The following is a 22723-nucleotide window of genomic DNA, read 5'->3' as shown; positions in this document are numbered from 1 at the left end:
TGCCGATTCACCCCGCCGAATTGCCGCGTTTTTACCGTTTTGTTCCCTTTCTTGCCGGCCTCCCACAGGGCGAATAATCCAGCCGTGGAAACCGCGTTCATGCGTTTCCCGGATGGGTCTGGCAAGCGGAGGTGGCGTCATGGTGAAGGTCAAACGGTATGTGGGGAAAACGGCGCGTGAGGCGCTGGCGGCACTGAAGGCGGATCTGGGGCCGGATGCCGTGGTGTTGTCCAATCGTGCGGTGGAGGGCGGGGTGGAAATTGTTGCCCTGCCGGCCGAGCAGATGGGGGAACTCTCCGCCACCGTGCAGCAGGCTCGTGCTCCACAGCCCTCGGCTCCGGTTTCGCGCCCGGTGGCTGCGCCGGCAGTGCGATCGCCCGCCAGAGCAGCGACGCAGCGTGTTGAAGCCGAAGAAGAGGACGATTTCACGGTCACCCTCGGTCAGCATATTGCCCGTCTCTCGCGTGAGAACGCCGCCCAGAGCCTGCCGCCGCGCAGCCGCCCGCAAGCGAGCTTTGAAGCGGATCTTGGCGCCCGGCGTGCCGATGAGCCGGTCGGGCGTCAGCTTGATGTGCGTCCCTTCACGCCGCCGCGTGTGCAGCCCAATGGTGAGCCCTGGAGCGAGCCGGCCGCTGTGGCCCCGGCCCGCGAAGAGCCCCGTTCCCAGCCTGCCGCCAGGCCTGCCAACTCCCGTCTGGCCGCACCGATCGGGCAGATCGAGCGTGATGCTCATATCGATGCGCTGGAGGCTTCCAACGCCCGCATGGCCGAGGAGCTTGGCTCGATCAAAGGCATGCTGGAGCGCCAGTTGGCGGGCTTTGCCTGGAGTGAGCTGTCGCGTCAGGCGCCGGCACGCACCCAGATGATGAGCGAACTGCTCGAATCCGGTTTTTCGGCCAAGCTGGCCCGCAACCTGACCGAGGGGGTCAATGGCGAGCTCGGCGCGAGCGAGGTTCGCAACGAAATCCGCAACCGCCTTGCGCGCCGTCTCAAGCTGGTCGATAGCGATGCCGACTTGATCGAGCGCGGTGGCGTTTACGCCCTGGTCGGCCCCACTGGGGTGGGCAAGACCACCACCGCCGCCAAGCTCGCCGCACGCTGCGTGGTGCGCCACGGCGCCGACAAGCTGGCTCTGATCACCACTGATGGCTACCGGATCGGCGCGCATGAGCAGCTGCGCATCTATGGCCGCATCCTCGGCGTGGCCGTGCACGTGGTGCGCGATGCGGCCGACCTGCGCCAGACCCTGCAGGATCTGCGCAACAAGCACATGGTGCTGATCGACACGATGGGCATGAGCCAGCGCGACAAGATGGTCGTCGAGCAGGCTTCCATGCTGACCTCAGCCGGTGTCGTGCGACGCCTGCTGGTGCTGAATGCCACTTCACGGGGTGACACACTGGATGACGTGGTGGCCGCCTACGATGGCCCGGATCTTGCGGGATGCATCCTGAGCAAGGTTGATGAGGCCGCTTCGCTGGCGCCGGTGCTGGATGTGGCGATGCGCCGCGAACTGCAGGTGTATTACGTGGCCAATGGTCAGCGGGTGCCCGAGGATCTGCATCTGCCCAACCGGGGTTATCTGGTGCACCGCGCCTTGCGTGAGTTGAAGGCAGATTCGCCTTACAAGCTCGAGTCGCTCGACGCCTGCATGCTGATGGCGGCCACGCCGGAAAGCAGCAGCCAGCAGCGAGCCAACGCAGGAGGAAGCTTTCGATGAATGACATCATGCAGCGTGCTGCCAGGGTGAGTCGCCAGGTCGATCAGGCCGACGGCCTGCGCCGCCTGCTGCATGCGGCGCCGCCCGAGGTGCTGGCGGTGCTGCCCTGTGGTGGTGGCGCCAGCCGCTGGCTGGCTGCGCAGTTGCGGGTGAGGGCTGAGAGCGGCTTACGTCTGCTGGTGCTCGAAGAGCGCTTGGCCGCCGGCAACATGGGCGACTGCCTGGGGCGTAATCCGCGCTTCGATCTGCGCATGGCGGTGGAGGGCTTGATGCCGGCTTCCAGCTGCCTGGTTGAAGCCCAGCCCGGGCTGGAGATCGCGCAGGTGGCGGCATTGGTCGAGCAGTTGGGGAGCGAGCGCATCTTCAATCAGCGGGCTATCGAACAGTTGCGTGGTCTGCGTGCCGGGCACGATGAATGGGTGATCGTGGCCCAGCCGGCTGAGTTACGCAGCCTCTCGGCGCTGGCTTTTGCTGCGCCGCGCCTGCTTTTGCTGCTGGATGCCCAGCCGATGTCCATCACCACTGCCTATGCCAGTCTCAAGCGCCTGTGTCAGGCAGGTGGCGAGCGACATGTGTCGGTGTGTTTCACGCAGCCCCCGGGGCCTCGTGAGCAAGGGCTTCTTATGAGCTTCTGCGAGACGGCGCTGAACAGGCTGGAGCTGCCTTTGCAGCCAGTTTCGAGTCTCGGTGAGGCTTTGCGCGAGCGTGCCCGAGAGACTGGGGAAAGTGCCGATGCTTTCATTGAGCGGCTGGTCCAGACTACAAGCGGTGCCACCCGCTTGCATGGCAGGGGGCCGGGGCGCGTGTGATTCGTAGAAACCGCGCCGGCGAAGATGGAATAAGGCGGAACACACTGGGCTTTTCCAGCCGTCACGGCGTGCAGAAGTCTGCACAATGGTGACAAAGAGCTTTCAGGCGCCGCAATCTCCGGGAGCGGCACAGAGCCTGGATCGAACCGAAGGAAAGAGGTCGCCATGTACAACGCAGCTGGAACACTGGACAAGAACCAGCTCATTACGCGCTATGCGCCGCTGGTCAAGCGGATTGCCTACCATCTGATGGCCAAACTGCCGGCCAGCGTGCAGGTGGAAGACATCATCCAGAACGGCATGATGGGCTTGCTGGATGCCATTACGCGCTATGAGGAAGGGCTCGGCGCGCAATTTGAGACTTATGCCGTGCAGCGCATCCGTGGCGCCATGCTTGATGGCCTGCGTGAAAACGACTGGTTGCCACGCAGCCTGCGCCGCGAGATGCGGCGCATCGAAGGTGCGGTGCATACCCTGGAGCAGCAGCATGGCCGCCAGCCCACCGAGGGCGAACTCGCTGCACTGCTCGACATGCAGCTGCCCGAGTATCAGAAGATGCTGCAGGAAGCGCGTGGCTACCAGCTGGTCTATTTCGAGGACTTCGGCGATGACGATGAGGATGATTTCCTCGAGCGCCATATCGTCGGTGAAGGGGCTGACCCCCTCAACCTGCTTGAGGACGCCAACATGCGCAAGATTCTCATCCAGGCTATCGAGGATCTGCCTGATCGCGAAAAGATGGTCATGGGCCTCTACTACGAGGAAGACATGAACCTGCGTGAAATCGGCGAGGTGCTGGGCGTTTCTGAATCCCGTGTGTGTCAGCTTCACAGCCAGGCCATCGCCCGTCTGCGTTCGCGCATCTCGGGCGGACGTGAGACTGGGCGTGGGCGTCAGCGCCGCGCCGCTGCGGCCTGAGCGGGAGACTGAGCGAGCATGGATCTGGTCAGTATTGCCGGTCTCCTGCTGGGCGTGCTGGCCATCGTTCTGGGCCAGATCTTCGAGGGCGGGCATATCGGCTCACTGGTGCAGCCAACAGCCTTCCTGATCGTGATCGGCGGCACTCTCGGTGCCGTGATGCTGCAAAGCCCTTGGAAAACCTTCCGCACTGGCCTGCAGATGGTCACATGGGTTTTCAGGCCCCCGCTGCCGCATTTACCGGACATCATCGCCCAGGTCGTGGCCTGGAGTGGGGTGGCGCGCAAGGAAGGCCTGCTGGCGCTCGAATCGCGCATTGATCCGCACCCTGATCCCTTCGTGCGCAAAGGCCTGCAGTTGCTGGTCGATGGCGTCGAGCCTGAGCGCATCCGCGCAGTGCTGGAAGTGGATGTTTTTGCCTGGGAAGCGGATCTGAAACGCGCCACCAAGATCTGGGAAGCCGCTGGTGGCTATGCTCCCACCATTGGCATCCTCGGTGCGGTGATGGGTCTGATCCACGTGATGGAGAACCTCTCCGACCCCTCAAAGCTCGGCGCAGGGATTGCCGTGGCTTTTGTGGCTACGATCTACGGCGTGGGTTCGGCCAATCTGATTTTCCTGCCGGTCGCCAAGAAGTTGCAGGCCACGGTGGCCGATCTGGTGGCTGTGCGCGAGATGATCATCGATGGCCTGATCGGCATTGCCCACGGTGATAACCCCCGTCTGATCGAGTCGCGCTTGCAGGGATACATCGTCTGAGGCAGGCCTACAGGGCCCAGAACACGAATACGCCGAGGGTTTCCTGGCTGTCGTTTTCCAATCCGTGGCTCTGGCCGATTTTGGTCAGGATTACGTCTCCAGCCTTCACGCGGCGCGTTTCACCATCGATGCGCAAGAGGCCTTCACCGTACTGGATTGCATACACTTCCTCGCGTGCATCATGGTGATCGTGTTCGCCGATGGAACTGCCGGGCGGCAATTCAGTAAATGCGATGTAGCGAAGGCCCGAGGCCAGATCCTCTGCCCCGAAGAGCTTGCGGCTGAACGCCTTGCCCTTGCCGTCATGGATGGGCTTTTCGATGGCGGGTGTGCTGTGAAGGTTGCGGATCTGCATGGTGCTTGGGCGTGAAACTGAAATTTATTGTGAAGGAGAAGGGCAATGAAAACCGTGCTGGCCCTTGTGCTGACTTCAATGATGATAGTGGCTTTGCCGGCTGCGGCCAAAAAGGAAGGTCATGGCAATCCTCATGCGCAGGATGATGCTTACAGCCAGAGCGGAAAACCAGCCAAGGCGGGCAAATCCAAGGATGGCGGTGGTGATGCTGTCTCCATCAGCATCTCGGCTGGCATCTCGGTGGGCGGAGCACGTGATATCGCCCGCGATGTCGGCATCCGACCGGGTACCTATCAGTCGCTGCCCCCGGGCATGCACAACCGGCTCGCCAAGGGCAAACCCTTACCGCCCGGGATTGCCAAGAAACAGGTCAATCCGCAGATGCTGGCGCGCCTGCCGGCGCACCCCGGCCATGAATGGCTGGTGATCGGTATCGATCTGGTGCTGGTGAATATCCAGACAAAGATTCCGGTGGATATCCTGCCCGGCGTGTTCTGAGCGTATCTGGCATACCCCTTGGTACGGCTGCGTTGGAGCAGGTCGCTGTTTAGACTCGAGCCGGCGTGCACAAGGTGCATATCAATAAGGGGAAATGCATGAAACAGGTCATGGCTGCCGTACTGCTGACTATGCTGGCGCTGCCGGCTTTTGCGGCGAAAGATTGTGCAGAACTCAAAGGCGAGATCGAAGCCAGGATTCAGAGCCACGGCGTGAAGAGCTTCACGCTGGAGATCGTGGAAAAGGGCAAGGGTGGCGAGGCCAAGGTAGTAGGCGCTTGCGAGGGCGGCACGAAGGAAATCACCTACGTGCGTCAGTGAGGCAGCAGCGTCTGGACAAAGAAAAAGGGCCGTGAGGCCCTTTTTCTTTGTCCGTTATCCGGCTGCTATTTGTAGCCGCGAAAGCCTTCGAGCAGCAGCACGCTGGCTTCGCGTTTGAGTCCTGGCTCTACTTCCACCACGATGCGCGCAATCTGTTCGCTGCGCGCAAAGCGGCTGGCCACCGAAGAGTTGTCGTTGCGCGTGACCAGCAGCATCGGGCGGCTGCTCGGCTCGTCGCGTAGCGGCACGCTGAGCTGGTAGTGATCTGCCGGATGCGGCAGTGGCGCCCAGGCAGCATGCTCGGGCTTCAGGTCGCGCAACTCATAAAGCAGGTGCGCCATCATTGTGCGGTCTTCAGCCAGCAGCAGTGCACCCGGATGCGCGGCGAGCAGCGGGCGGACTTCAAGTGCCAGCGTGTCCCAGCCCTTCGCACGCTTGATCGGATCGAGCTTTGCGGGCTGCGGTTGGCCACGCAGGGCGAAGTAATCGCTCAGGTGATAAGCGCCCAGCATCAGGATGATGTTGAGCGCCATAGCCCCTACCCACCAGCGGTTCTTGAGGCGCGCGAGCCACTTCACGCTGAGCAGAAGTGCCGTCAGCAGGGCCGGAGCCGCCCAGTTGCCATTCGCTTCGGAGCGTAGTGCCTGCAGGAATACGAGGCCCAGCAGCGGCAGCGAGAAAGCCAGCACGAACTGATAACGTGGATCGCGCCACTTGCGCAGGGCCAGCAGCAGGCCACCGATGAAGGCGAAGGCGAAGCCAGGGCCCAGCGAGCCGATCTGGGCGAGCAGGAACTCCCCCAGGTTGCCACTCTTGTCATTTGCGCTGACGTGGGTGATGTCGGCCGTGTGGCGCAGGGTGGGGAAATCATTGGCCCAGTTCCACACGATGTTTGGCAGTACGATCAGGCTGGCCAGTACGATCGCGGCCCACAGGCCGGGATGAGCGAACACGCGGCGGCGCTTGGCGTCGCCCAGCAGATACAGCGTGGCGGAGGCAGCAAAGGCTGCCATGGTGTATTTGGCCATGATCCCGATGCCGACTATGGCGCCCAGCAGTAGCCAGTCGCGCAGGCGGTCGCGCTCGATGGCATGCAGCAGGCACAGCATGGCGGCTGCCCAGCAGAACAGCAGCGGCGCATCGGTGGATACGGCCAGCCCCAGCGCCGAGACGATCGGGATCAGTGCAAAGGCGAGACCGGTACGGAAGCCGATGCGTGCGTCGAAGAGCTTTTCACCGAGGCGGAACATCAGCCAAGCAGTGGCTGGATAGAGCAGTAGCGAGGGCAGTTTCACCGCCAGCAGGCCATCGCCGAACACGGCGGTGCTGGCCGCGATCAGCCAGGCCACCAACGGTGGCTTGGAGAAATAGCCCCAGTCCAGATGTTGGGCCCAGGTCCAGTACTGCGCTTCGTCGATGTAGAGCGTCACGCCCAGGCGCGGGATGATCCACAAGCGGTAGGCGGTCAGCAGCGCCAGCAGGAGCAACAGCAACCATGCCTGGGCCAGACGTGTGCTGGGGCGAGCTTCCTCGCTGGCGAAGCGGATGCGGGTCCAGTCTTCCATTACTTCACCCGCACCAGCACTACGCCGCCTTCGCGATACAACTCCTCGACCTTTGCGTCGGCCGGCAGGCGGTCCGTGCGGGTCAGTGCAATCTGGCCCGGTTGGGCCTGTACCGTAGGTGTTACGCGCTGGCTGTAGACCGAGAAGCTTGGCGCATGGAAATTCCACAGCACGGTCGGTTCGTTGTACTGGCGCGCGACGAAGCCGGCCCGCTTTACCGGCCCCTGCAGCACGTCGCCCATGAAGGGCGCGATGGCCAGTGCCAGCAGCAGGGTGTTGAGGCAAGCGATCACCAGTACGTGGCGGGCCGGGTCGAAGGGCAGGCGCAAGACCGCGGCACTGCCGAGCAGAGCCAGTGCGGCGAGCGGGTAGTAGGCCGCCGGGATCGCCTCGGCGATGCGTGAGACCTGTGCGAGGTAATAGCTATCCTTGACCCAGCCGGCATTGGCGCTCAGTGCGAGCAGGCTCGGCATGGCAATGAAGAACAGCATCAGCAGCAACAAGGGCAGGGCGCCGAGGAAGACCGACTTTACGCGCTCGCGATGCAGGGCCAGCAGCACGAAGAGCGGCGTGCAGCCGTACAGCGCGTAGTGCGGCAGCTTGGTGCCGGAGAGCGAGAAGAAAGCGGTGACGAAGATGAACCAGATCCACAGGAAGCGTGGCAACGGCTCTTTCCAGTCGCCCGGAATGCGGCGCACCGACGCAATCAGCCAGCTGAGCCAAGGCAGCAGCAGTACCGGGATCATTAGCACGTAATAGAACAGGCTGCCGGAGTGCCCTTCCATCGAGCCGGAGAAGCGCTCCACGTTGTGCTTGAGGATGAAGCCGTTGATGAAATCCTGACCATGGATGGCGAGCGCGGCGGCATACCAGGGCACCGTCACGGCGAGCAGAATTGCCCAGCCGGCCGGATTGAACACGCTGCGCAGCCAGTCGCGGAAGCGCCCGGCGGTGAGGCAGTAGATCAACGTGGTGGCGCCCGGCACGAGCAGGGCGATCGGGCCTTTGGTGAGTACGCCGAGGCCGATCCACAGATAGCTGCGCAAGAGCGGTGTGCGCTGGCCGGATTCGAGGTGACGCCAGCCATCCAGCAAGGCCAGCGCAAGCAGCATGTTCAGCAGCGCATCCGCCGTGGCGGCACGGCCGATCACATGCACGCCCAGGCTGGTCGCGGCGATGCCGCAGGCCAGCACGCCGGCGGCACGGCCAAAGCGCTGCCAGGCAAAGAGGCCCACCGCATAGCACCAGGCCGAAGCAGCCAGCGCTGAGGGCAGGCGGAAGCTCCACTCGTTCGGGCCGAACAGCCATACGAAGACGGCCTGACACCAGTAGATCAGGATCGGCTTGTCAAAGCGTGGCGCGCCATTGAGCCAGGTCGACAGGAAATCGTGACGCACGAACATCTCGCGCGTGGCTTCCGAGAAGGCGCCTTCGTCCACGTCGAAGAGCGGCGCGCCGCCCAGGTTCATCAGGAACAGGACGGCGGGCAGCAGGAACAGAAGCCAGCGTGCCGAGCCCGAAGGGGTATTGCCGGAAACTTGCATCGCGTGGTTCAGCCCTTGTGCCAGGCTTCGTCGGCCGTCAGATTGTCCGGGTTGCGCACCTGATAGAGCTTGCCGGCGCCGGACTCGAAGTAGATGCGCGCGAGCGTTTCACCGAGGATGCCGGAGAGGATGAACTGCACGGCCATGATGATCGAGAAGAAGCCGACCATCAGCAGCGGGCGGGTGCCGATGTTTTCATGGCCGACGAACTTGAGGAAGGCCATGTAGGCAAGGATCAGGCTGCCGATGCCGCCGAGGATCAGGCCGGCGCCGCCGAAGAAGTGACCGGGGCGGGCGCGGAAACGCATGAAGAAGTAGACCGAGATCAGGTCGAGGATCACGCGGAAGGTGCGCGAGATGCCGTACTTGGATTCGCCGTGGATGCGGGCGTGGTGATTGACGACTTCCTCGGCGATGCGGCGCGGCGTGGTGACGGTGGCCAGCCAGGCCGGGATGAAACGGTGCATCTCGCCGTAGAGGCGCACATGCTTGAGCACCTCGGCGCGGAAGGCCTTGAGGCTGCAGCCGTAGTCGTTCAGCGTCACGCCGGTGATGCGGGCGATCAGGCGATTGGCGATGCGCGAGGGGATCTTGCGCAGGAAGAGGCCGTCCTTGCGGTTCTTGCGCCAGCCGGCAACCATGTCCAGATCTTCGTTCAGGAGGCGGCCGACCATGCGCGGGATATCCGCCGGATCGTTCTGCAGGTCGCCATCGAGGGTCACAATCACCGAGCCGCGCGCGGCGTCGATGCCGGCCTGCATGGCGGCGGTCTGGCGGAAATTGCGCATCAGCTCGACGGTGCGTACATGCGGGCCGAACTTGGCGCCGACTCGGCGCAGTTCGGCGGGCGTGGCGTCCGAGCTGCCGTCATCCACCAGGATCAGCTCCCAGGGATGAGCATAGCCGGCGAGGCCTTCATGCACGCGGGTGATCATCGGCTCGACGTTGTCGGCCTCGTTGTACATCGGGATCACGATGGACAGGGTGTGGGCCGGAATCTGGATTTCGCTCATGGTGCGGAGGTCTCGGGTTTTGAATCGGTTTGAGGATCGGCGGCTGCTGTTGAAGCGGGCAGGAAGGCCAGGGCCAAGGCGCCGGCTGCCAGCGAGCAGGCGATCACGAAAAGGTGCAGAACCAGCGCGGCATTCAGGCCGGCGGCGAAGGGAATGCCGTGCGGGGCGAGCAGGGCTGCGCCACCGGCTTCGTAGGTGCCGAAGCCTGCCACGCCTTGGATCGGCAAGATGGCGGCGAGCTCCACGCCCAGCGCGCCGGCCAGCCCGGTGAGCAGGCCGGTCTGTACCAGCGCGGCGAGCAGCCAGGCTTGCGCGGCCAGCTTTACGGACCAGTTGGCCAGGGTCCACAGCCAGCCGCGGCCGTGATGGCGGGTGGACTCGGCCAGTGCTGTGCGTACTCGATGCACGGTGCTGGCGAGCTTCCCGGCCTTGGCTTCGATTTCGGGGTGGCGTGCAGCCCAGGCCGGGATCAGCCAAGCGGCGAAGACCACGGCGGCGATCCACAGGGCGCGTAGCGCCGGGTGCAGGTCTGGCCAGATGAAGGCGGCCAGTGCCAGGACCACGAAGGCGTCCTGGATGCGTAGCCACAGCAGCGCGACGACGGCGCGGGTGGTCGGTACGCCGAACCAGCGGGAAAGCAGGATCGGGAAGGTGGCCTCTCCACTGCGGAAGGGCAGGATGTTGATGGAGGCGTTATGCAGGAGTGTGAGGCGCAGAATTGCTGCGAAACGTGCGCCGGTTTCTTCCGCAAACTCGTCATGCACGCGGGCTGCGCGTAATAGATAGCTGGCTGCGAAAGCGGCAACGGCCAAAGCAATATCCAGCCCCCTGATCTGCGCCAGGGCGGTGCCCAGATCCTGCCAGCGCGCACCCGCCAGCACCCAGGCCAGCAAGGCGAGGCTAATGGTCAGACCCAGTATGCGTTTGATCCAGGTCTTCAAGAGCGTGGCTCCGCGTGCCGATTGATATAAAACACGGGTAGCATCGGGCCGCGACTGGCTGGGTGGCGCATCTGGAATCAGGCTTGCGGCCCGGAGATTGCTTGAAGGAGTGCGGATTTTAGCATCGGGCCGCGTTGGCCGCCCCATTTCCATCCGCCAGCTTCTTTCTGCGTGAAGTACCCCCAAAAACATCGAAAACAATGAGCGACTCTTTCATTACCCCCGCTTCTGAAGCAGCGGCCAAACCTGGCCTGGAATCGGACGAACTGCGCTTCATCCAGCGTGTGGCGCGTCTGCTGCTGCAATACAACATGCGCACTGCCTCCCTGCGTGAGCGTATCGAGGAAATCGGCATGGCCCTGTGGCTGCCGCTGCAAGTGCATATTGGCTACCGCACGGTAACGGTGTTTGCGCCTGATGGGGTAACCGTACATGCTCAGGCACCGGAGTTCCGCATCAACGTAGCGGTGAGTGCCCAGGTGAATCTCACCATCGATAAAGTGTGTGCCGGCAAGCTGAGTCTGCCCGAAGCGATCCGCATTCTTGATGAGGTGGAGAAGACCGCCGGGCGGCATGATCGCTGGACACTGTCCGTGATGTTCGGCCTTGCCGCCGGTGCGCTGGCCTGGTTGCTGTCGGCGGACTGGGGCGGGATGGCGGTGATTGCACTGTCTTCTGCGGTGGGCATGCTGGTGCGTCAGGAAATGCATAAACACCATCCGGTGCTCTTCGCGTTGCCGTTCGTGGCGGCGCTGATCGGCTCCTTGATGGGAGGGCTGGTGATCCAGCTCGGCTGGACCGAAACCCCCGGCATCTGCCTGATCGTGCCGGCGCTGATGCTGGTGCCGGGGCCGCATCTGATCAATGGTCTCTACGACATGATCGAGAACAATATGCAGACCGGCATTCCGCGCCTGGGCCTGGCGGCTGGCATTCTGGTGGCTGCGGCGATGGGCATTTTCCTCGGCGGCTGGATCACCCTGGGGATGACCACCGTGCCAATCTATAAAGGCATCGTGCTGGCGCCCATTCCGTTGTGGCAGGACGTGCTGCTTGCCGGTGTGGCCGCGTGCGGCTTCGGTGCTTTCTACAATGCACCCTGGCGCGTCTTGTGGACTTCCATCCTGTGCGGCATGGTGGGGCATGGGGTGCGCTTCCTGTGCCTGAAGCAGGGCATGCAGATCGAGATTGCGACCCTGTTTGCCTGTCTCGCCATCGGCTTCATGGCGATCCGCTGGGTCTCGTCGATGCGTATTCCGTTTGCGGCTGTGGCCTTTGCCGGTGCTGTGCCGATGATGCCAGGGGTGCTGATGTTCCAGACCATCGGTGGAGCGATGGATATTTCATTTGCCGGTGCGAATGCGCCGGTGACACTGGTATCGACGACGCTGGCCAGCGGTTTCAAGGCAGCTTTCGTGGTGGGGGGCATGGGCATGGGCTTGCTGGCGGGAGCCTGGATCGGTGCGCACTGTTTCCGTTTGCTGGAGGGCTTGCGCAAATGACGCAGAGCATAGTCCTGATCGGTGCGCCGACCGATATCGGTGCGGGAGCCCGTGGTGCCTCGATGGGGCCAGAAGCCCTGCGTGTGGCGGACATCAAGCCGATCCTGGAAAGCCATGGATTGAGCGTTGAAGATCACGGCAATCTAGCCGGGCCGACCAATCCTTGGTTACCGCCGGTGGCGGGCTACCGGCATCTGGCTGAGGTGATCGAGTGGAATCGTGCAGTACACGACGCGATGCTGGCTGCGCTGCAGGCTGGGCAATTGCCTATCCTGCTGGGCGGTGACCATTCGCTGGCGGTCGGCTCGATTAGCGCCGTGGCGCGCCACTGCCGGGCTGTGGGCAAGAAGCTGCGGGTGCTGTGGCTGGATGCGCATGCTGATTTCAACACCTCCACCATCACGCCGAGCGGCAATCTGCACGGCATGCCGGTGGCCTGCCTGTGCGGCCACGGCCCGGCTGAACTGGTTTCGATGTCGGATCAGGTGCCGGCCATCGAGCCCTGGAATATCTACCAGATCGGTATCCGTTCGGTGGATCAGGGGGAGAAGCGCTTCGTGCACGAGATGGGGCTGGATGTGTTCGACATGCGCTTCATTGACGAGAACGGCATGCGCCACACCATGGAGCAGGCGCTGCTGGGCTTGGACGACAACACCCATCTGCATGTGAGTTTCGATGTGGACTTCCTTGACCCGGAGATTGCGCCGGGTGTGGGGACTTTGGTGCCGGGCGGGCCGACTTACCGCGAAGCTCAGTTGTGCATGGAAATGATCGCAGATACCGGGCGGCTCGCTTCACTGGACGTGGTGGAGCTGAACCCGGCGCTGGATGTGCGCAACAAGACGGCGGATCTGGCGGTGGATCTGATCGAAAGCCTGTTCGGCAAATCCACCTTGATGCGCAGGAGCTGAGATAGCGCCAGCCGGAGCCGCGTCTCAGTGATGCGCGGCTGCGTCCTGTGCCTGGTCGCCTCGCTCATGGGCAGAAAGCGCCCACATGATTTCCAGATCAAATTGGCGTAGCGGGCGTTGCTCCTGCGTGACCACGGCGTGCCAGGCGCGCGCAAGTTCTGAAGCCTCTTCGACTTGATGAACCTCTTCAAGCAGAAGGGGGGTGTCAGCGTTGATACTGCGCAGGAAAAAACCACGTGAATCGGCGATGGCAATGCCGACCCCAGCCAGCAGCATGGCTCCAGCGGTGAATTCCCAGAGGGTTTCAACCAGGGCCGAGTTGGTCTGGATCAGCGAGCCAGCGATCACTGCCAGCAGCAGGATCGGTGCGATGGCGGCGAGCGTGGTGGAGATGCGACGCCAGCGCAGGGCCTGGGTATCAATGCTGGCGGCTTTGCCAAGATACTGGCGGGCAAGGCGAACCGAGCGGGCTGCATGAGGCGCAGCAAGATCGAGAAGTTGTTGAGCGGTGTGAGACATTGCAGATGAAGCAGAAAGAAAAATCGGTCAGCTCGGACAGTTGAGTCCGTAGGCGCGGAAGACGGCCTTGACGGCTTCGGTCTCTTCGGGCTTGGGCGTCGGCGTGTCGGTCAGCTCGTACTTCATGCCGAGCTGTTCCCACTTGAAGCGGCCCAACTGATGGAAGGGCAGCACGTCCACGCGCTCCACATTGCCCAGTGATGCGGCAAATGCGGCCACGCCCTTGATGTTGTCCGGAGCATCGGTGTGGCCCGGCACGAGGACGAAGCGCACCCACATCGGGCGGCCGCGTGCGGCGAGGCGGCGGGCAAAATTCAGCACCGGTTCGACTTGCTTGGCGGTGACCTTGAGGTGGGTCTCCGGATCCCAGCTCTTGAGGTCCAGCAGGAACAGATCAATCTGGGAAAGGTCGGCATCGCTGAGGCGATCACCGAGGTAGCCGTTGGTATCGAGACAGGTGTGGATGCCCATCTCGCGAGCACCGCGGATGATGTTCATCACGAAGGGCGCTTGGACCAGGGGCTCGCCGCCGGAGATGGTGAGGCCGCCGCCCGAGAAGCGCAGGTAGTCCTTGTACTTCTTCAACTCGTCGAGAATGTCATCCGCGCAGACGACCTGGCCGTGCTTCAGTTTCCAGGTGTCCGGGTTGTGGCAGTAGGTGCATCGAAATTCGCAGCCAGTGGTCCAGAACACTACGCGCATGCCAGGGCCGTCCACGGCCGAACCGGTTTCTTCTGAATGCAGGAAGCCCCAGCGCCCCTCCTGGGCAAGGCGCTCGGCATCGGCGTCGTCCATGTTGCTGTCGAGGGCGCGCAACTCGAAACGGCTGCCTTTGAGCGGGCGTTCAATCTTGTGTTCAGTACTCATCAGTCGGGAGTCCGGAAAAAAAAGTCCCGACACCGCTTCCGCAGTGCCGAGACTTGATTGTGACGGAAGTTTGATACTCCGCCTACGGAGTTCGATCAAACCCCGCTGTCATGTGCAGATCAAACTTCGCCGTGGAAAGTACGGTTGATCACATCGAGCTGCTGTTCCTTGGTGAGCTTGATGAAGTTCACCGCGTAACCCGAAACCCGGATGGTCAGCTGCGGATACTGTTCCGGATGCTCCATGGCGTCGACCAGCATGTCGCGGTTGAGCACGTTGATATTGACGTGGAAACCGGTGACGCCGAAGAAGCCATCCAGCGAACGGGCCAGGTTGGCAACCTGATCGGCACGGGTGGAGCCCAGACCGCTCGGCACGATCGAGGAGGTCATCGAGATGCCGTCCTGACAGTGTTCGTACGGAATCTTGGCAACCGACATGGCCGAGGCTACGAAGCCCAGCTTGTCGCGGCCGTGCATCGGGTTGGCGCCCGGTGCGAACGGTTCGCCCAGACGGCGGCCGTCCGGCGTGTTGCCCGTGCTCTTGCCATACACCACGTTGGAGGTGATGGTCAGGACCGATTGGGTGTGCAGCGCATCACGGTAGGTGCTGTGCTTGCGCAGCTTGTTCATGAAGGTCTCGGCCAGCCAGGTTGCGTACTGGTCGACGGCGTCGTCGTTGTTGCCGAACTTCGGGAAGTCGCCTTCGGTGATGTAGTCGGTCACCAGACCGGTTTCATCACGCACCACCTTGACCTTGGCGTTCTTGATGGCCGACAGCGAGTCAGCTACTACGGACAGGCCGGCGATACCGAACGCCATGGTGCGCAGCGGGTTGTAATCATGCAGCGCCATCTCGATACGCTCGTAGGCGTACTTGTCGTGCATGTAGTGGATGCAGTTCATCGCATTCACATAGGTTTTGGCCAGCCATTCCATCGCGATGTCGTAGTTCTTCATCACGGCGTCGAAGTCCAGCACATCGCCCTTGACCGGTTCGAAAGCCGGCATGACCTGATCACCGGTCATTTCATCACGGCCACCGTTGATGGCGTAGAGCATGCACTTGGCGAGGTTCACACGAGCGCCGAAGAGTTGCATCTGCTTGCCCACGCGCATGGCGGACACACAGCAGGCGATGGCGGTGTCGTCACCCCAGGCCGGACGCATCAGCTCGTCCGATTCGTACTGGATCGAGGAGGTGTCGATCGAAACCTTGGCACAGAACTTCTTGAAGCCTTCCGGCAGCTTCGGCGTCCAGAACACGGTCATGTTGGGTTCCGGTGCCGGGCCCAGGGTGTAGAGCGTGTTCAGGTAGCGGAAGGAGGTCTTGGTGACCAGCGGACGGCCATCTTCGGAGACGCCGCCAAGGGACTCGGTCACCCAGGTCGGGTCGCCGGAGAACAGAGCGTCGTATTCCGGGGTGCGCAGGAAGCGGACGATACGCAGCTTGATGACGAAGTCGTCGATGATTTCCTGCGACTGGGATTCGGTCAGGGTGCCTTCGGCCAGATCACGCTCGAAGTAAGCGTCCAGGAAGGTGGAGGTGCGGCCCAGCGACATGGCGGCACCGTTCTGTTCCTTCACCGCAGCGAGGTAACCGAAGTACAGCCACTGAACGGCTTCCTTGGCGGTTGCGGCGGGCTTGGATAGATCGAAACCGTACTTGGCAGCCATCACCTTCAGTTCGGTCAGGGCCTTGAGTTGTTCGGAGAGTTCTTCACGGTCGCGGATGATCGCGTCGGTGGAGTGGGCGCCGTCGATGGAACGCTTTTCGGCCTTCTTGGCTTCGATCAGCTTGTCCACACCATACAGGGCCACGCGGCGATAGTCGCCGATGATGCGGCCACGGCCATAAGCGTCAGGCAGACCGGTCACGATGTGCGAGCGACGGGCCTTCAGCACGTCAGCCGGGTAGGCATCGAACACGCCTTCGTTGTGGGTCTTGCGGTACTTGGTGAAGATCTCGGCAACTTTCGGGTCGACCGGGAAGTTGTAGGCCTTCAGGCTGTTCTCAACCATGCGCCAGCCGCCATTCGGGAAAATGGCGCGCTTGAGCGGGGCTTCGGTTTGCAGACCAACGATGACTTCGTTGTCTTTGTCGATGTAGCCAGCGTCGTGAGCGGTGATCGAGGACGGGATCTGGGAGACATCCAGCACGCCCTTTTCACGTTCCTGCACGAAGAGTTCGGAAAGTTTGGCCCAGATCGCGGTGGTACGCGGGGTGGCGCCGGCCAGGAAGCTGTCATCACCTTCATAGGATCTGACGTTCTTCTGGATGAAGTCGCGGACTTCGATTTGTTTTTGCCATTCGCCGCCCTTGAAACCGCGCCAGGCGTGCGCTACTGCTGAGTCGAGATTGATAGTGTCGCGTTCAGACATGATGCCTCCGAGTTGAATTGAAACTGTTGAGGCCCTTTTCAGGGCTTGGCGTACGTATCCGCTCTCAGAGGATTCGCTCGCCGCAATTCTTTGCTGTCGGGAATGGGCTTTTTGTTCTGTTTGACTTCTTTGACCGTAATGCTAGTGGGTGTTCTGTCATAAGCCGAATCGAATGTTCGGATTCCGGCATAAAGGATTATGAAGGTGCGCTGCAACAATAATTATGAGCTCGCAATTCATTGATTTATAGGGTGAAAATACCCTATCAAAGCCCTCGGGAATTAAGCCGTCAAGTCGATTCATGGAAGGAATCCGACAAATTAGGGGTATACCCAGAACGGATTCCGCCTGTCAGACTCGCGGGCTTGCTCCATGCCGGATGCCAGCCCGCGTTTGCAGGAGGGGGCGATTACATCGCGACGAGGCTCTGGCGACCCCACCAGCCTTCTCCAGCGGGCAGTTCGACCGGGCTTTCGATGGCACCGGCTTCCACGCACAGGAAGCGCCGGAAAGCGCTGGGTGGCAGGTCTGCGATTGTGGCGCAGGTGGCTTCCCAGGGGTTCCACACGACGGTGTCGGGCATGTTTTCGGCATTGATGCCGAGTGCGCGGCGATCGTCGCGCAGCAGCAGCGGATTTTCGGTGGCGAGGTATTGGCGCGTGGTTTCGCGATCAATGGCCACGAAGGTGCCGCTGTCAGAATGCATCTGGCCGGTCAGCAGATCACGGTATTGCTGGCCGCGCAGCCCTTCGAGGTGAGCCTCTTCGGCTTCTTTCACGCGGATGTAGGTGTGCAGCGCGGTGGTAAAGCGTAGCGGTGCCTCGCCGGTATTTTCGACTTCAAGCTCCATGTCGAGCCGGCTGGCCGTGATTGCCACGCTGAATTCGATCTTGAAGGCGTGCGGCCACAGAGCGCGGGTAGCTTCCGAATCTGTGAGGCGCAGCACGGCCATGGCGAAGTCGTCGCCGGCGCGGGCGGAAACCTTTTCCCAGGAGCGATCACGCACGAAGCCGTGCTGGGGCAGGGGGCCGGTTTTGCCGAACTGCGGAAAACAGATTGGCACGCCACCGCGTACCGGCTTGCCGTCTTCGAAGAGGGCTTTTTCCGACATGTACAGGCGCTCTTCGCCGCCGGCCGGTTTCCACGATACGAGATGTGCACCGTGCAGCAGGATGATGGCTTCGGCGCCATCGGGCGCGCGCAGGTGGATGGCGGGCAGGCCGTGGTAATCGATGTCCTGGGCAAGAGGTGCGGGCATGGGCAGGTCTTTCGTAAGGGAAACAGGTCAGCCAGGAAGAGCCTGGTCGGGATGGCAGAAGCAGGTCGTGGTGTGGTCATTGACCATGCCGGTGGCCTGCATGAAGGCGTAGCAGATGGTGCTGCCAACGAATTTGAAACCAGCTTTGAGCAGCGCTTTTGACAAAGCATCGGATTCAGGCGTGCGCGCTGGAATTTCGCTCATGCCTGACCAGTGATTGACGCGCGGCTGATTACCGACAAAGCGCCACAGCCAGGCTACGACATCGCCTTCGCGCTCGCGCAGCGCCAGCCAGGCGCGCGCATTGCCGATGGTGGCGGTGATCTTGGCACGGTTGCGGACGATGCGGGCGTCCTGCATCAGGGCTTCGATGTCGGCCTCGGTCATGGCAGCAATCCGAGCGATGTCGAAGCCGTGAAAGGCGTGGCGGTAGCCCTCGCGTTTTTTGAGGATGGTGATCCAGGCGAGGCCTGCCTGGGCGCCTTCGAGGCAGAGCATTTCGAAGAGATGGCGCTCGTCGCGGCAGGGGATGCCCCATTCCTGATCGTGGTAGTCACGATAGAGCGGATCGGCTGCGCCAGCCCAGGTGCCAAGCCAGGCGCAGCGGGCGCGGCCATCCTGCCAGTCGGCAGCGCTCACTCGTCCAGCTCGCTGATGGCGCGTAGCACGCGGATGTCGGGTAGGCCGCGCATCTTGCCAAGCAGGCTCAGGACGCCACGCGCGACATGGGCTGAGTCCAGATGGCGCTGGTGCGCATCGCGGCTCTCCCAGGTTTCGATGGTGTTGAGGGCAAACGGACGCTTGCTGTCGGCATATACGTCAAAGCGCAGGCAGCCTTCTTCCTGACGGCACAGATCCGCCATTCCCGAGAGGGTGCGGGCAACTTCCGGGAAATGCTCGGGCAGGGCTTCGGCGAGGGTGATGACGTGAATGGCGCTGGCAGGCATGAGGCTTTAGTCCATAAAACTGGGGTGATTGTCAGGCGGCCTGATTGGCTTTGGCAAGGTCCAGCGTGCCGTGCTTGATGGTTTTGTCTTCAGGGTCGTTGCGCAGCACGAAACCGATGCGTTCCACAAAGCGCAGCATGCGTTCATTGTTGGCAAGGAATTCGCCCTTCATGGTTTGCAGGCCACGCTGCCAGGCTGTGGTGACGAGCACCTCCATGAGCTTGCGGCCCAGGCCGCTGTGCTGGTAGGTGTCGTCCACCACGATGGCGAATTCGCAGCTGAAGCCATCCGGGTTGGTGGTGTAGCGGCATACGCCGATCTGGATTTCGCTGCCCTCTGTGATGTGGGTGGCGATGAAGGCCAGTTCGCGGTCGTAATCGATCTGGGTGAGCTTGGCGAGCAGCGAGGGTGAAAGCTCGCGCAGGGCGCTCATGAAGCGGAAATATTTGGTCTCTGGCGAGAGCTTGCGCACGAAGGCCTGGTTCATCTCCGCGTCTTCCGGTTTGATCGGGCGGATGGTGATTAGTGCGCCGTCCTTGAGCTGCCATGGATAGATCAGATTGCTCGGGTAGGGGTGAATCGCCATGTGGTCGTAACGGCCGGCGCTGCGCGGGAGCTCGCCGATCTCTATGCGCGCGTCGGCAACCTGCAGGCCACGATCGTCCACGCACAGCGGGTTGATTTCCAGCGAACGGATCCAGGGCATTTCGCAGATGATGTCGGAGACTCTCAGCAGGGTGTGTTCGAGCGCATCGAGATCGGCTGCAGGCATGCCGTCGAGTGCGCCGAGCATGCGTTCGGCGTGGGTACTGTGCAGGAGATCGCGCACGAGGAAGGCGTTCAGCGGCGGCAGGCCAACCGCACGGTCCGGCCAGTAGTTCGGATCCAGGCTGCGCTCGCCAATCCCGATGACGGGCCCGAAGACCGGATCGCGCCACACGCGCAGCATCAGTTCGCGGGTGTAAGGGCTCTGCCAGCTTGGCTCAATGCACATGCCGGCGGCGAGTTCTGCGGGGAGTTGTTGCTTGAGTTGGCTGGTGAGTTCTTCGTAGGCCAAATGCAGGGCGACGGTACTGGCTAGGTTATGGCGTCCGGCCAGGTGCTGCAGGCGGGTGCCCGCGAGCGCTGCATCCGGTTTGATATCCACCGGGAAGCCGAAATGCATGGCCGCTTCGATGCCTTCGGCGGGGCTGTGCACCACGCGTAACTCGGTAACGGGGATGTGGAAGGCGGCCAGCAAGGCGATGGCTTCGTGGCGGCGCAGTACGGTGCGGTGAGCCTTGAGTGCGCTCTCGATCATGCTGCGGGCGAGTTCGCGTAGCGGGGCTTTTTCGTATTCGAGGGGGGCCGGCACCTGGGTCAGCAATTGCTGGTTGCGGTAGTAGGAACTGATGTGGGAGAACAGGTCGACCGCACTTTCCGGTGTGCGCAGCGAAGGGATGCGTGCCTGACGAAAGATCTCGCGGGCTTCAAGGCAGGCATCATCTCCAAGCCAGCAAGTGAGGATAGGCTTGTCCGAGCCCTTGGCGAGTTCCACCACGCGGCGCGCCACTTCACTGGGCTGACTCATGGCGAGTGGTGAGAGCAGGCACAGCACACCGTCGACATGCTCATCCTGCAGCAAGGTCTGGAGTGCGCTGGCATAGCGCTCGGGGCTGGAGTCACCGATTAGGTCGATCGGGTTGTCGACGCGCGAATGCGAAGGTAGCAGCTCTTCCAGATGGGCGATGGTATCGGGTGCCAGGCGCGCCAGTTCGATGCCGAGGTCACCGGCGCGGTCGGCGGCCATTACGCCCGGGCCACCACCATTGGTAATGATGGCGAGGCGGTTGCCGCGCGGCCGGAAGTGCACGAAGAGCCCTTTGAGGCCGGAAAAAAGCTGGGTCAGGGTGTTCAGGCGGATCACCCCGGAGCGGCGCAGGGCGGCGTCGAATACGGCATCGTCACCCGTGACCGCGCCGGTGTGGGCCTGTGCTGCGCGTGAGCCAACCGGATGGCGACCCACTTTGAGCACCATCACCGGCTTGGCCCGGGCGGCGGCGCGGATCGCGCTGAGAAAGCGGCGCGCGTCGCGAATGCCTTCGATGTAGACAAGGATTGCTTCGGTGCGGAAATCCCACACCAGATAATCGAGGATCTCGCCGAAATCCAGTTCGGCCGAAACCCCTAGTGAAATTACATTCGAGAAGCCAACCTGGTTCGGCCGGGCGTAATCGAGCACTGCCGCGCACAGGGCGCCGGATTGAGAAACGAAGCCGATCGAGCCGGCAATCGGCTGGCTGCCGGCGAAGGTGGCGTTGAGCCCCAGCAGAGGGCGGGCGACGCCGAGGCTGTTCGGCCCGAGTACGCGCATGCCGTACTGACGGGCGATGTGTACCGTGTCTTCCTCCAGCTGAGCGCCCAGCGTACCGCTCTCGCCGAAGCCCGCGGAGAGTACCGCGGCGACCTTGACGCCGGCACGCCCGCATTCATCGATTAGTCCCGGTACGCTGCCGGCCGGAGTCGCGATGACGGCTAGGTCCACCTTGCCCGGTACGTCGCCGATATGCGCGAAGCAGGGCACGCCCTGAACGCTGTCGTATTTCGGGTTGACCGCATGCAGGGCGCCCTTGAAGCCCGCCCCTAGCATGTTGCGCACGAGAATCGCACCGAGTGCGTTGTCGCGCTCGGTGGCGCCGATGATGGCCACACTGCGCGGCTCGAACAGCGGCGAGAGGTAGTGTTTTTCGTCCACGGGGCTTCCTGCGTGCAGGCTCCGGCGATGGCCGGGCAGTGACTTGAGTATGCCGCATGGACAGGGCGCCTGACGCCCGGGATAACCCTTTCGGGAGTGCTACATCTCCATCTCGGTGACGGGTTCGTTCGTCAGTACGGCGATGTAGCCCTCATTGACGAGGGTTTCGATGGCGGCGTGTGCTTCATTGCCCAGCATCAGGCGCTGCTGCAGCTCAATCCAGGGGGTGTGGCCATCAATGAGGATCAGGGTGCTGCGCAGACGCGCGGGCAGGTGGTGGCTGCGGTGGGCGATTTCTTCAATGCCCTTGCGGGTCTTGCAGTAAATGGCGGTGGCGGGCATGGCACATCTCCGGCTGTAGATGCCTTGACGCTAGCTGCAGGCGCCGGATGCCGCAATGCGGGATCTTCCGCAGAAGGGTGAAAACAAATGTTACAGACGTGCGTTGCAGGCGTAAAAAAGGCGCCGCTGCACGGGACAGGGGCGCCTTCTTTCGGGAGCAGAGTCGCTCAGGCCGCTTTCTTCAGCGCTACGGCCTTGGCCTTGGGCTTGCCCATCGGCAGCACGTCGCGGCCGTAGATTTCATTAATGATCTGGGCGGCCGCGTCGTAGATCGCGAAGGCGCCGCAAAGGATGCCTTCCCAGCCGGCCAGATGCTTGATGGCTTCGTTGCCGGTGGCGTCACCGATGGCGAGCAGAGCGAAGAGCACAACCAGCGAGCCGAACACCAGCTGGGTGATGCGCGAGAGCTTCAGGGTGCCGACGAACAGGACCGCGGTAAAGATGCCCCACATCACGAGGAAGGCCACCAGACCGCCGGTGGAGGTGGCGTCCATCAGGCCGGTCTTCGGGAAGGTGACCAGACCGACCAGGGTCAGCCAGAAGAAGCCATAGGAGGTGAAGGCCACGGTACCGAAGGTGTTGCCCTTCTTCCATTCCATCAGGCCGGCAATGACCTGGGCGATACCGCCGTAGAAGATACCCATGGCGAGGATCATTGAGTTCATCTCGAAGAGACCGGCGTTGTGCAGGTTCAGCAGCACAGTCGTCATGCCGAAGCCGAGCAGGCCCAGCGGGGCGGGATTGGCGGTGGTGTCGTGAAGCTTGGCGTCGGCCATGAGGGAGGCTCCGGAGTAATCAGGGAATGAAAGACGGCGCA

General features: G+C 62.5%; 22 protein-coding genes. 8 read left to right on the top strand and 14 right to left on the bottom strand.

Translation table 11 applies throughout. The features are described from left to right. Positions 1–139: 139 nt before the first annotated feature. From flhF to Q3Y64_RS17125, 4 genes are all read left to right on the top strand, one after another. Entirely contained in the window at positions 140–1720 is a 1581-nt protein-coding gene (gene flhF, locus Q3Y64_RS17140) for a flagellar biosynthesis protein FlhF (RefSeq protein WP_303563699.1), read from the top strand. After that, a complete protein-coding gene (locus tag Q3Y64_RS17135; protein WP_303563697.1) occupies positions 1717–2529 on the top strand; it encodes a hypothetical protein in 813 nt (270 codons plus the stop codon). Before flhF ends, Q3Y64_RS17135 begins: the two co-directional genes overlap by 4 nt. Before the next feature lie 165 nt (positions 2530–2694). Further along, positions 2695–3447 carry an RNA polymerase sigma factor FliA gene (locus Q3Y64_RS17130; protein ID WP_101942953.1) on the top strand — a complete coding sequence of 251 codons (753 nt, stop codon included), beginning with the start codon at positions 2695–2697 and terminating at the stop codon, positions 3445–3447. An 18-nt stretch (positions 3448–3465) separates the two neighbouring features. After that, entirely contained in the window at positions 3466–4206 is a 741-nt protein-coding gene (locus Q3Y64_RS17125) for a flagellar motor protein (protein WP_303563692.1), read from the top strand. Between the two features lie 7 nt (positions 4207–4213). Here the strand turns inward: Q3Y64_RS17125 and Q3Y64_RS17120 are convergent, their stop codons facing one another. Continuing rightward, positions 4214–4561, bottom strand: coding sequence for a cupin domain-containing protein (locus tag Q3Y64_RS17120; protein WP_303563690.1), 348 nt, complete (start codon positions 4559–4561; stop codon positions 4214–4216). Positions 4562–4606: 45 nt separating this feature from the next. On the opposite strand from Q3Y64_RS17120, the gene Q3Y64_RS17115 reads away from it, so the two are divergent. Continuing rightward, on the top strand, positions 4607–5059 hold the full coding sequence (locus Q3Y64_RS17115; protein ID WP_303563688.1) for an anti-virulence regulator CigR family protein: 453 nt from the start codon (positions 4607–4609) through the stop codon (positions 5057–5059). A 98-nt stretch (positions 5060–5157) separates the two neighbouring features. Next, positions 5158–5379 (top strand): DUF1161 domain-containing protein, encoded by a 222-nt coding sequence (locus tag Q3Y64_RS17110; RefSeq protein ID WP_101942946.1) that lies wholly within the window; start codon positions 5158–5160, stop codon positions 5377–5379. Positions 5380–5444: 65 nt separating this feature from the next. Here the strand turns inward: Q3Y64_RS17110 and Q3Y64_RS17105 are convergent, their stop codons facing one another. From Q3Y64_RS17105 to Q3Y64_RS17090, 4 genes are read right to left on the bottom strand one after another with little or no spacing between them, the layout of a single operon-like run. Continuing rightward, the gene (locus Q3Y64_RS17105; protein ID WP_303563686.1) at positions 5445–6944 is read right to left on the bottom strand and encodes a glycosyltransferase family 39 protein; all 1500 of its coding nucleotides are present in this window, start codon (positions 6942–6944) and stop codon (positions 5445–5447) included. Beyond that, positions 6944–8488, bottom strand: a complete 1545-nt coding sequence (locus tag Q3Y64_RS17100; RefSeq protein WP_303563683.1) for a glycosyltransferase family 39 protein — start codon at positions 8486–8488, stop codon at positions 6944–6946. The genes Q3Y64_RS17105 and Q3Y64_RS17100 overlap by 1 nt, the downstream gene beginning before the upstream one ends. Positions 8489–8496: 8 nt before the next feature. Further along, positions 8497–9501, bottom strand: a complete 1005-nt coding sequence (locus Q3Y64_RS17095) for a glycosyltransferase family 2 protein (RefSeq protein ID WP_303563680.1) — start codon at positions 9499–9501, stop codon at positions 8497–8499. Further along, the gene (locus Q3Y64_RS17090) at positions 9498–10442 is read right to left on the bottom strand and encodes a lysylphosphatidylglycerol synthase transmembrane domain-containing protein (protein ID WP_303563677.1); all 945 of its coding nucleotides are present in this window, start codon (positions 10440–10442) and stop codon (positions 9498–9500) included. The genes Q3Y64_RS17095 and Q3Y64_RS17090 overlap by 4 nt, the downstream gene beginning before the upstream one ends. A gap of 200 nt (positions 10443–10642) precedes the next feature. Here Q3Y64_RS17090 and Q3Y64_RS17085 point away from each other — a divergent pair, with 200 nt between their 5' ends. After that, complete coding sequence (locus Q3Y64_RS17085) at positions 10643–11944, top strand: threonine/serine exporter ThrE family protein (protein ID WP_303563674.1); 1302 nt, start codon at positions 10643–10645, stop codon at positions 11942–11944. Next, entirely contained in the window at positions 11941–12858 is a 918-nt protein-coding gene (rocF, locus tag Q3Y64_RS17080) for an arginase (protein ID WP_101942937.1), read from the top strand. The genes Q3Y64_RS17085 and rocF overlap by 4 nt, the downstream gene beginning before the upstream one ends. Positions 12859–12882: 24 nt before the next feature. On the opposite strand, the gene Q3Y64_RS17075 is transcribed toward rocF, so the two are convergent. The 9 genes from Q3Y64_RS17075 to Q3Y64_RS17035 form a co-directional block, all read right to left on the bottom strand. Next, the gene (locus Q3Y64_RS17075) at positions 12883–13377 is read right to left on the bottom strand and encodes a hypothetical protein (RefSeq protein WP_303563671.1); all 495 of its coding nucleotides are present in this window, start codon (positions 13375–13377) and stop codon (positions 12883–12885) included. Between the two features lie 27 nt (positions 13378–13404). Then, complete coding sequence (pflA, locus tag Q3Y64_RS17070) at positions 13405–14244, bottom strand: pyruvate formate-lyase-activating protein (protein ID WP_173894000.1); 840 nt, start codon at positions 14242–14244, stop codon at positions 13405–13407. A gap of 119 nt (positions 14245–14363) precedes the next feature. Next, positions 14364–16625, bottom strand: a complete 2262-nt coding sequence (pflB, locus tag Q3Y64_RS17065; protein WP_303563670.1) for a formate C-acetyltransferase — start codon at positions 16623–16625, stop codon at positions 14364–14366. Positions 16626–17034: 409 nt separating this feature from the next. Then, positions 17035–17883: a D-hexose-6-phosphate mutarotase gene (locus tag Q3Y64_RS17060; RefSeq protein ID WP_101942932.1), complete on the bottom strand. Its 849-nt coding sequence runs from the start codon at positions 17881–17883 to the stop codon at positions 17035–17037. Between the two features lie 27 nt (positions 17884–17910). Then, positions 17911–18522, bottom strand: coding sequence for a DNA-3-methyladenine glycosylase I (locus tag Q3Y64_RS17055; RefSeq protein ID WP_303563667.1), 612 nt, complete (start codon positions 18520–18522; stop codon positions 17911–17913). Further along, the gene (locus Q3Y64_RS17050; protein ID WP_101942928.1) at positions 18519–18830 is read right to left on the bottom strand and encodes a putative quinol monooxygenase; all 312 of its coding nucleotides are present in this window, start codon (positions 18828–18830) and stop codon (positions 18519–18521) included. The genes Q3Y64_RS17055 and Q3Y64_RS17050 overlap by 4 nt, the downstream gene beginning before the upstream one ends. A 31-nt stretch (positions 18831–18861) precedes the next feature. Next, a complete protein-coding gene (locus tag Q3Y64_RS17045; RefSeq protein WP_303563663.1) occupies positions 18862–21564 on the bottom strand; it encodes a bifunctional acetyl coenzyme A synthetase (ADP forming), alpha domain/GNAT family N-acetyltransferase in 2703 nt (900 codons plus the stop codon). Between the two features lie 99 nt (positions 21565–21663). Next, on the bottom strand, positions 21664–21906 hold the full coding sequence (locus Q3Y64_RS17040; protein WP_303563661.1) for a hypothetical protein: 243 nt from the start codon (positions 21904–21906) through the stop codon (positions 21664–21666). 167 nt (positions 21907–22073) lie between these two features. Continuing rightward, complete coding sequence (locus tag Q3Y64_RS17035) at positions 22074–22682, bottom strand: GPR1/FUN34/YaaH family transporter (protein WP_101942923.1); 609 nt, start codon at positions 22680–22682, stop codon at positions 22074–22076. Positions 22683–22723: the final 41 nt, after the last annotated feature.

It is taken from the genome of Uliginosibacterium sp. 31-12, from assembly GCF_030548425.1.
In the GTDB taxonomy this organism is placed as follows: Bacteria; Pseudomonadota; Gammaproteobacteria; order Burkholderiales; family Rhodocyclaceae; genus Uliginosibacterium; species Uliginosibacterium aquaticum.
The sequence above is the reverse complement of the archived record's forward strand: the minus strand, read 5'-3'. Positions and strand labels throughout refer to the sequence as shown.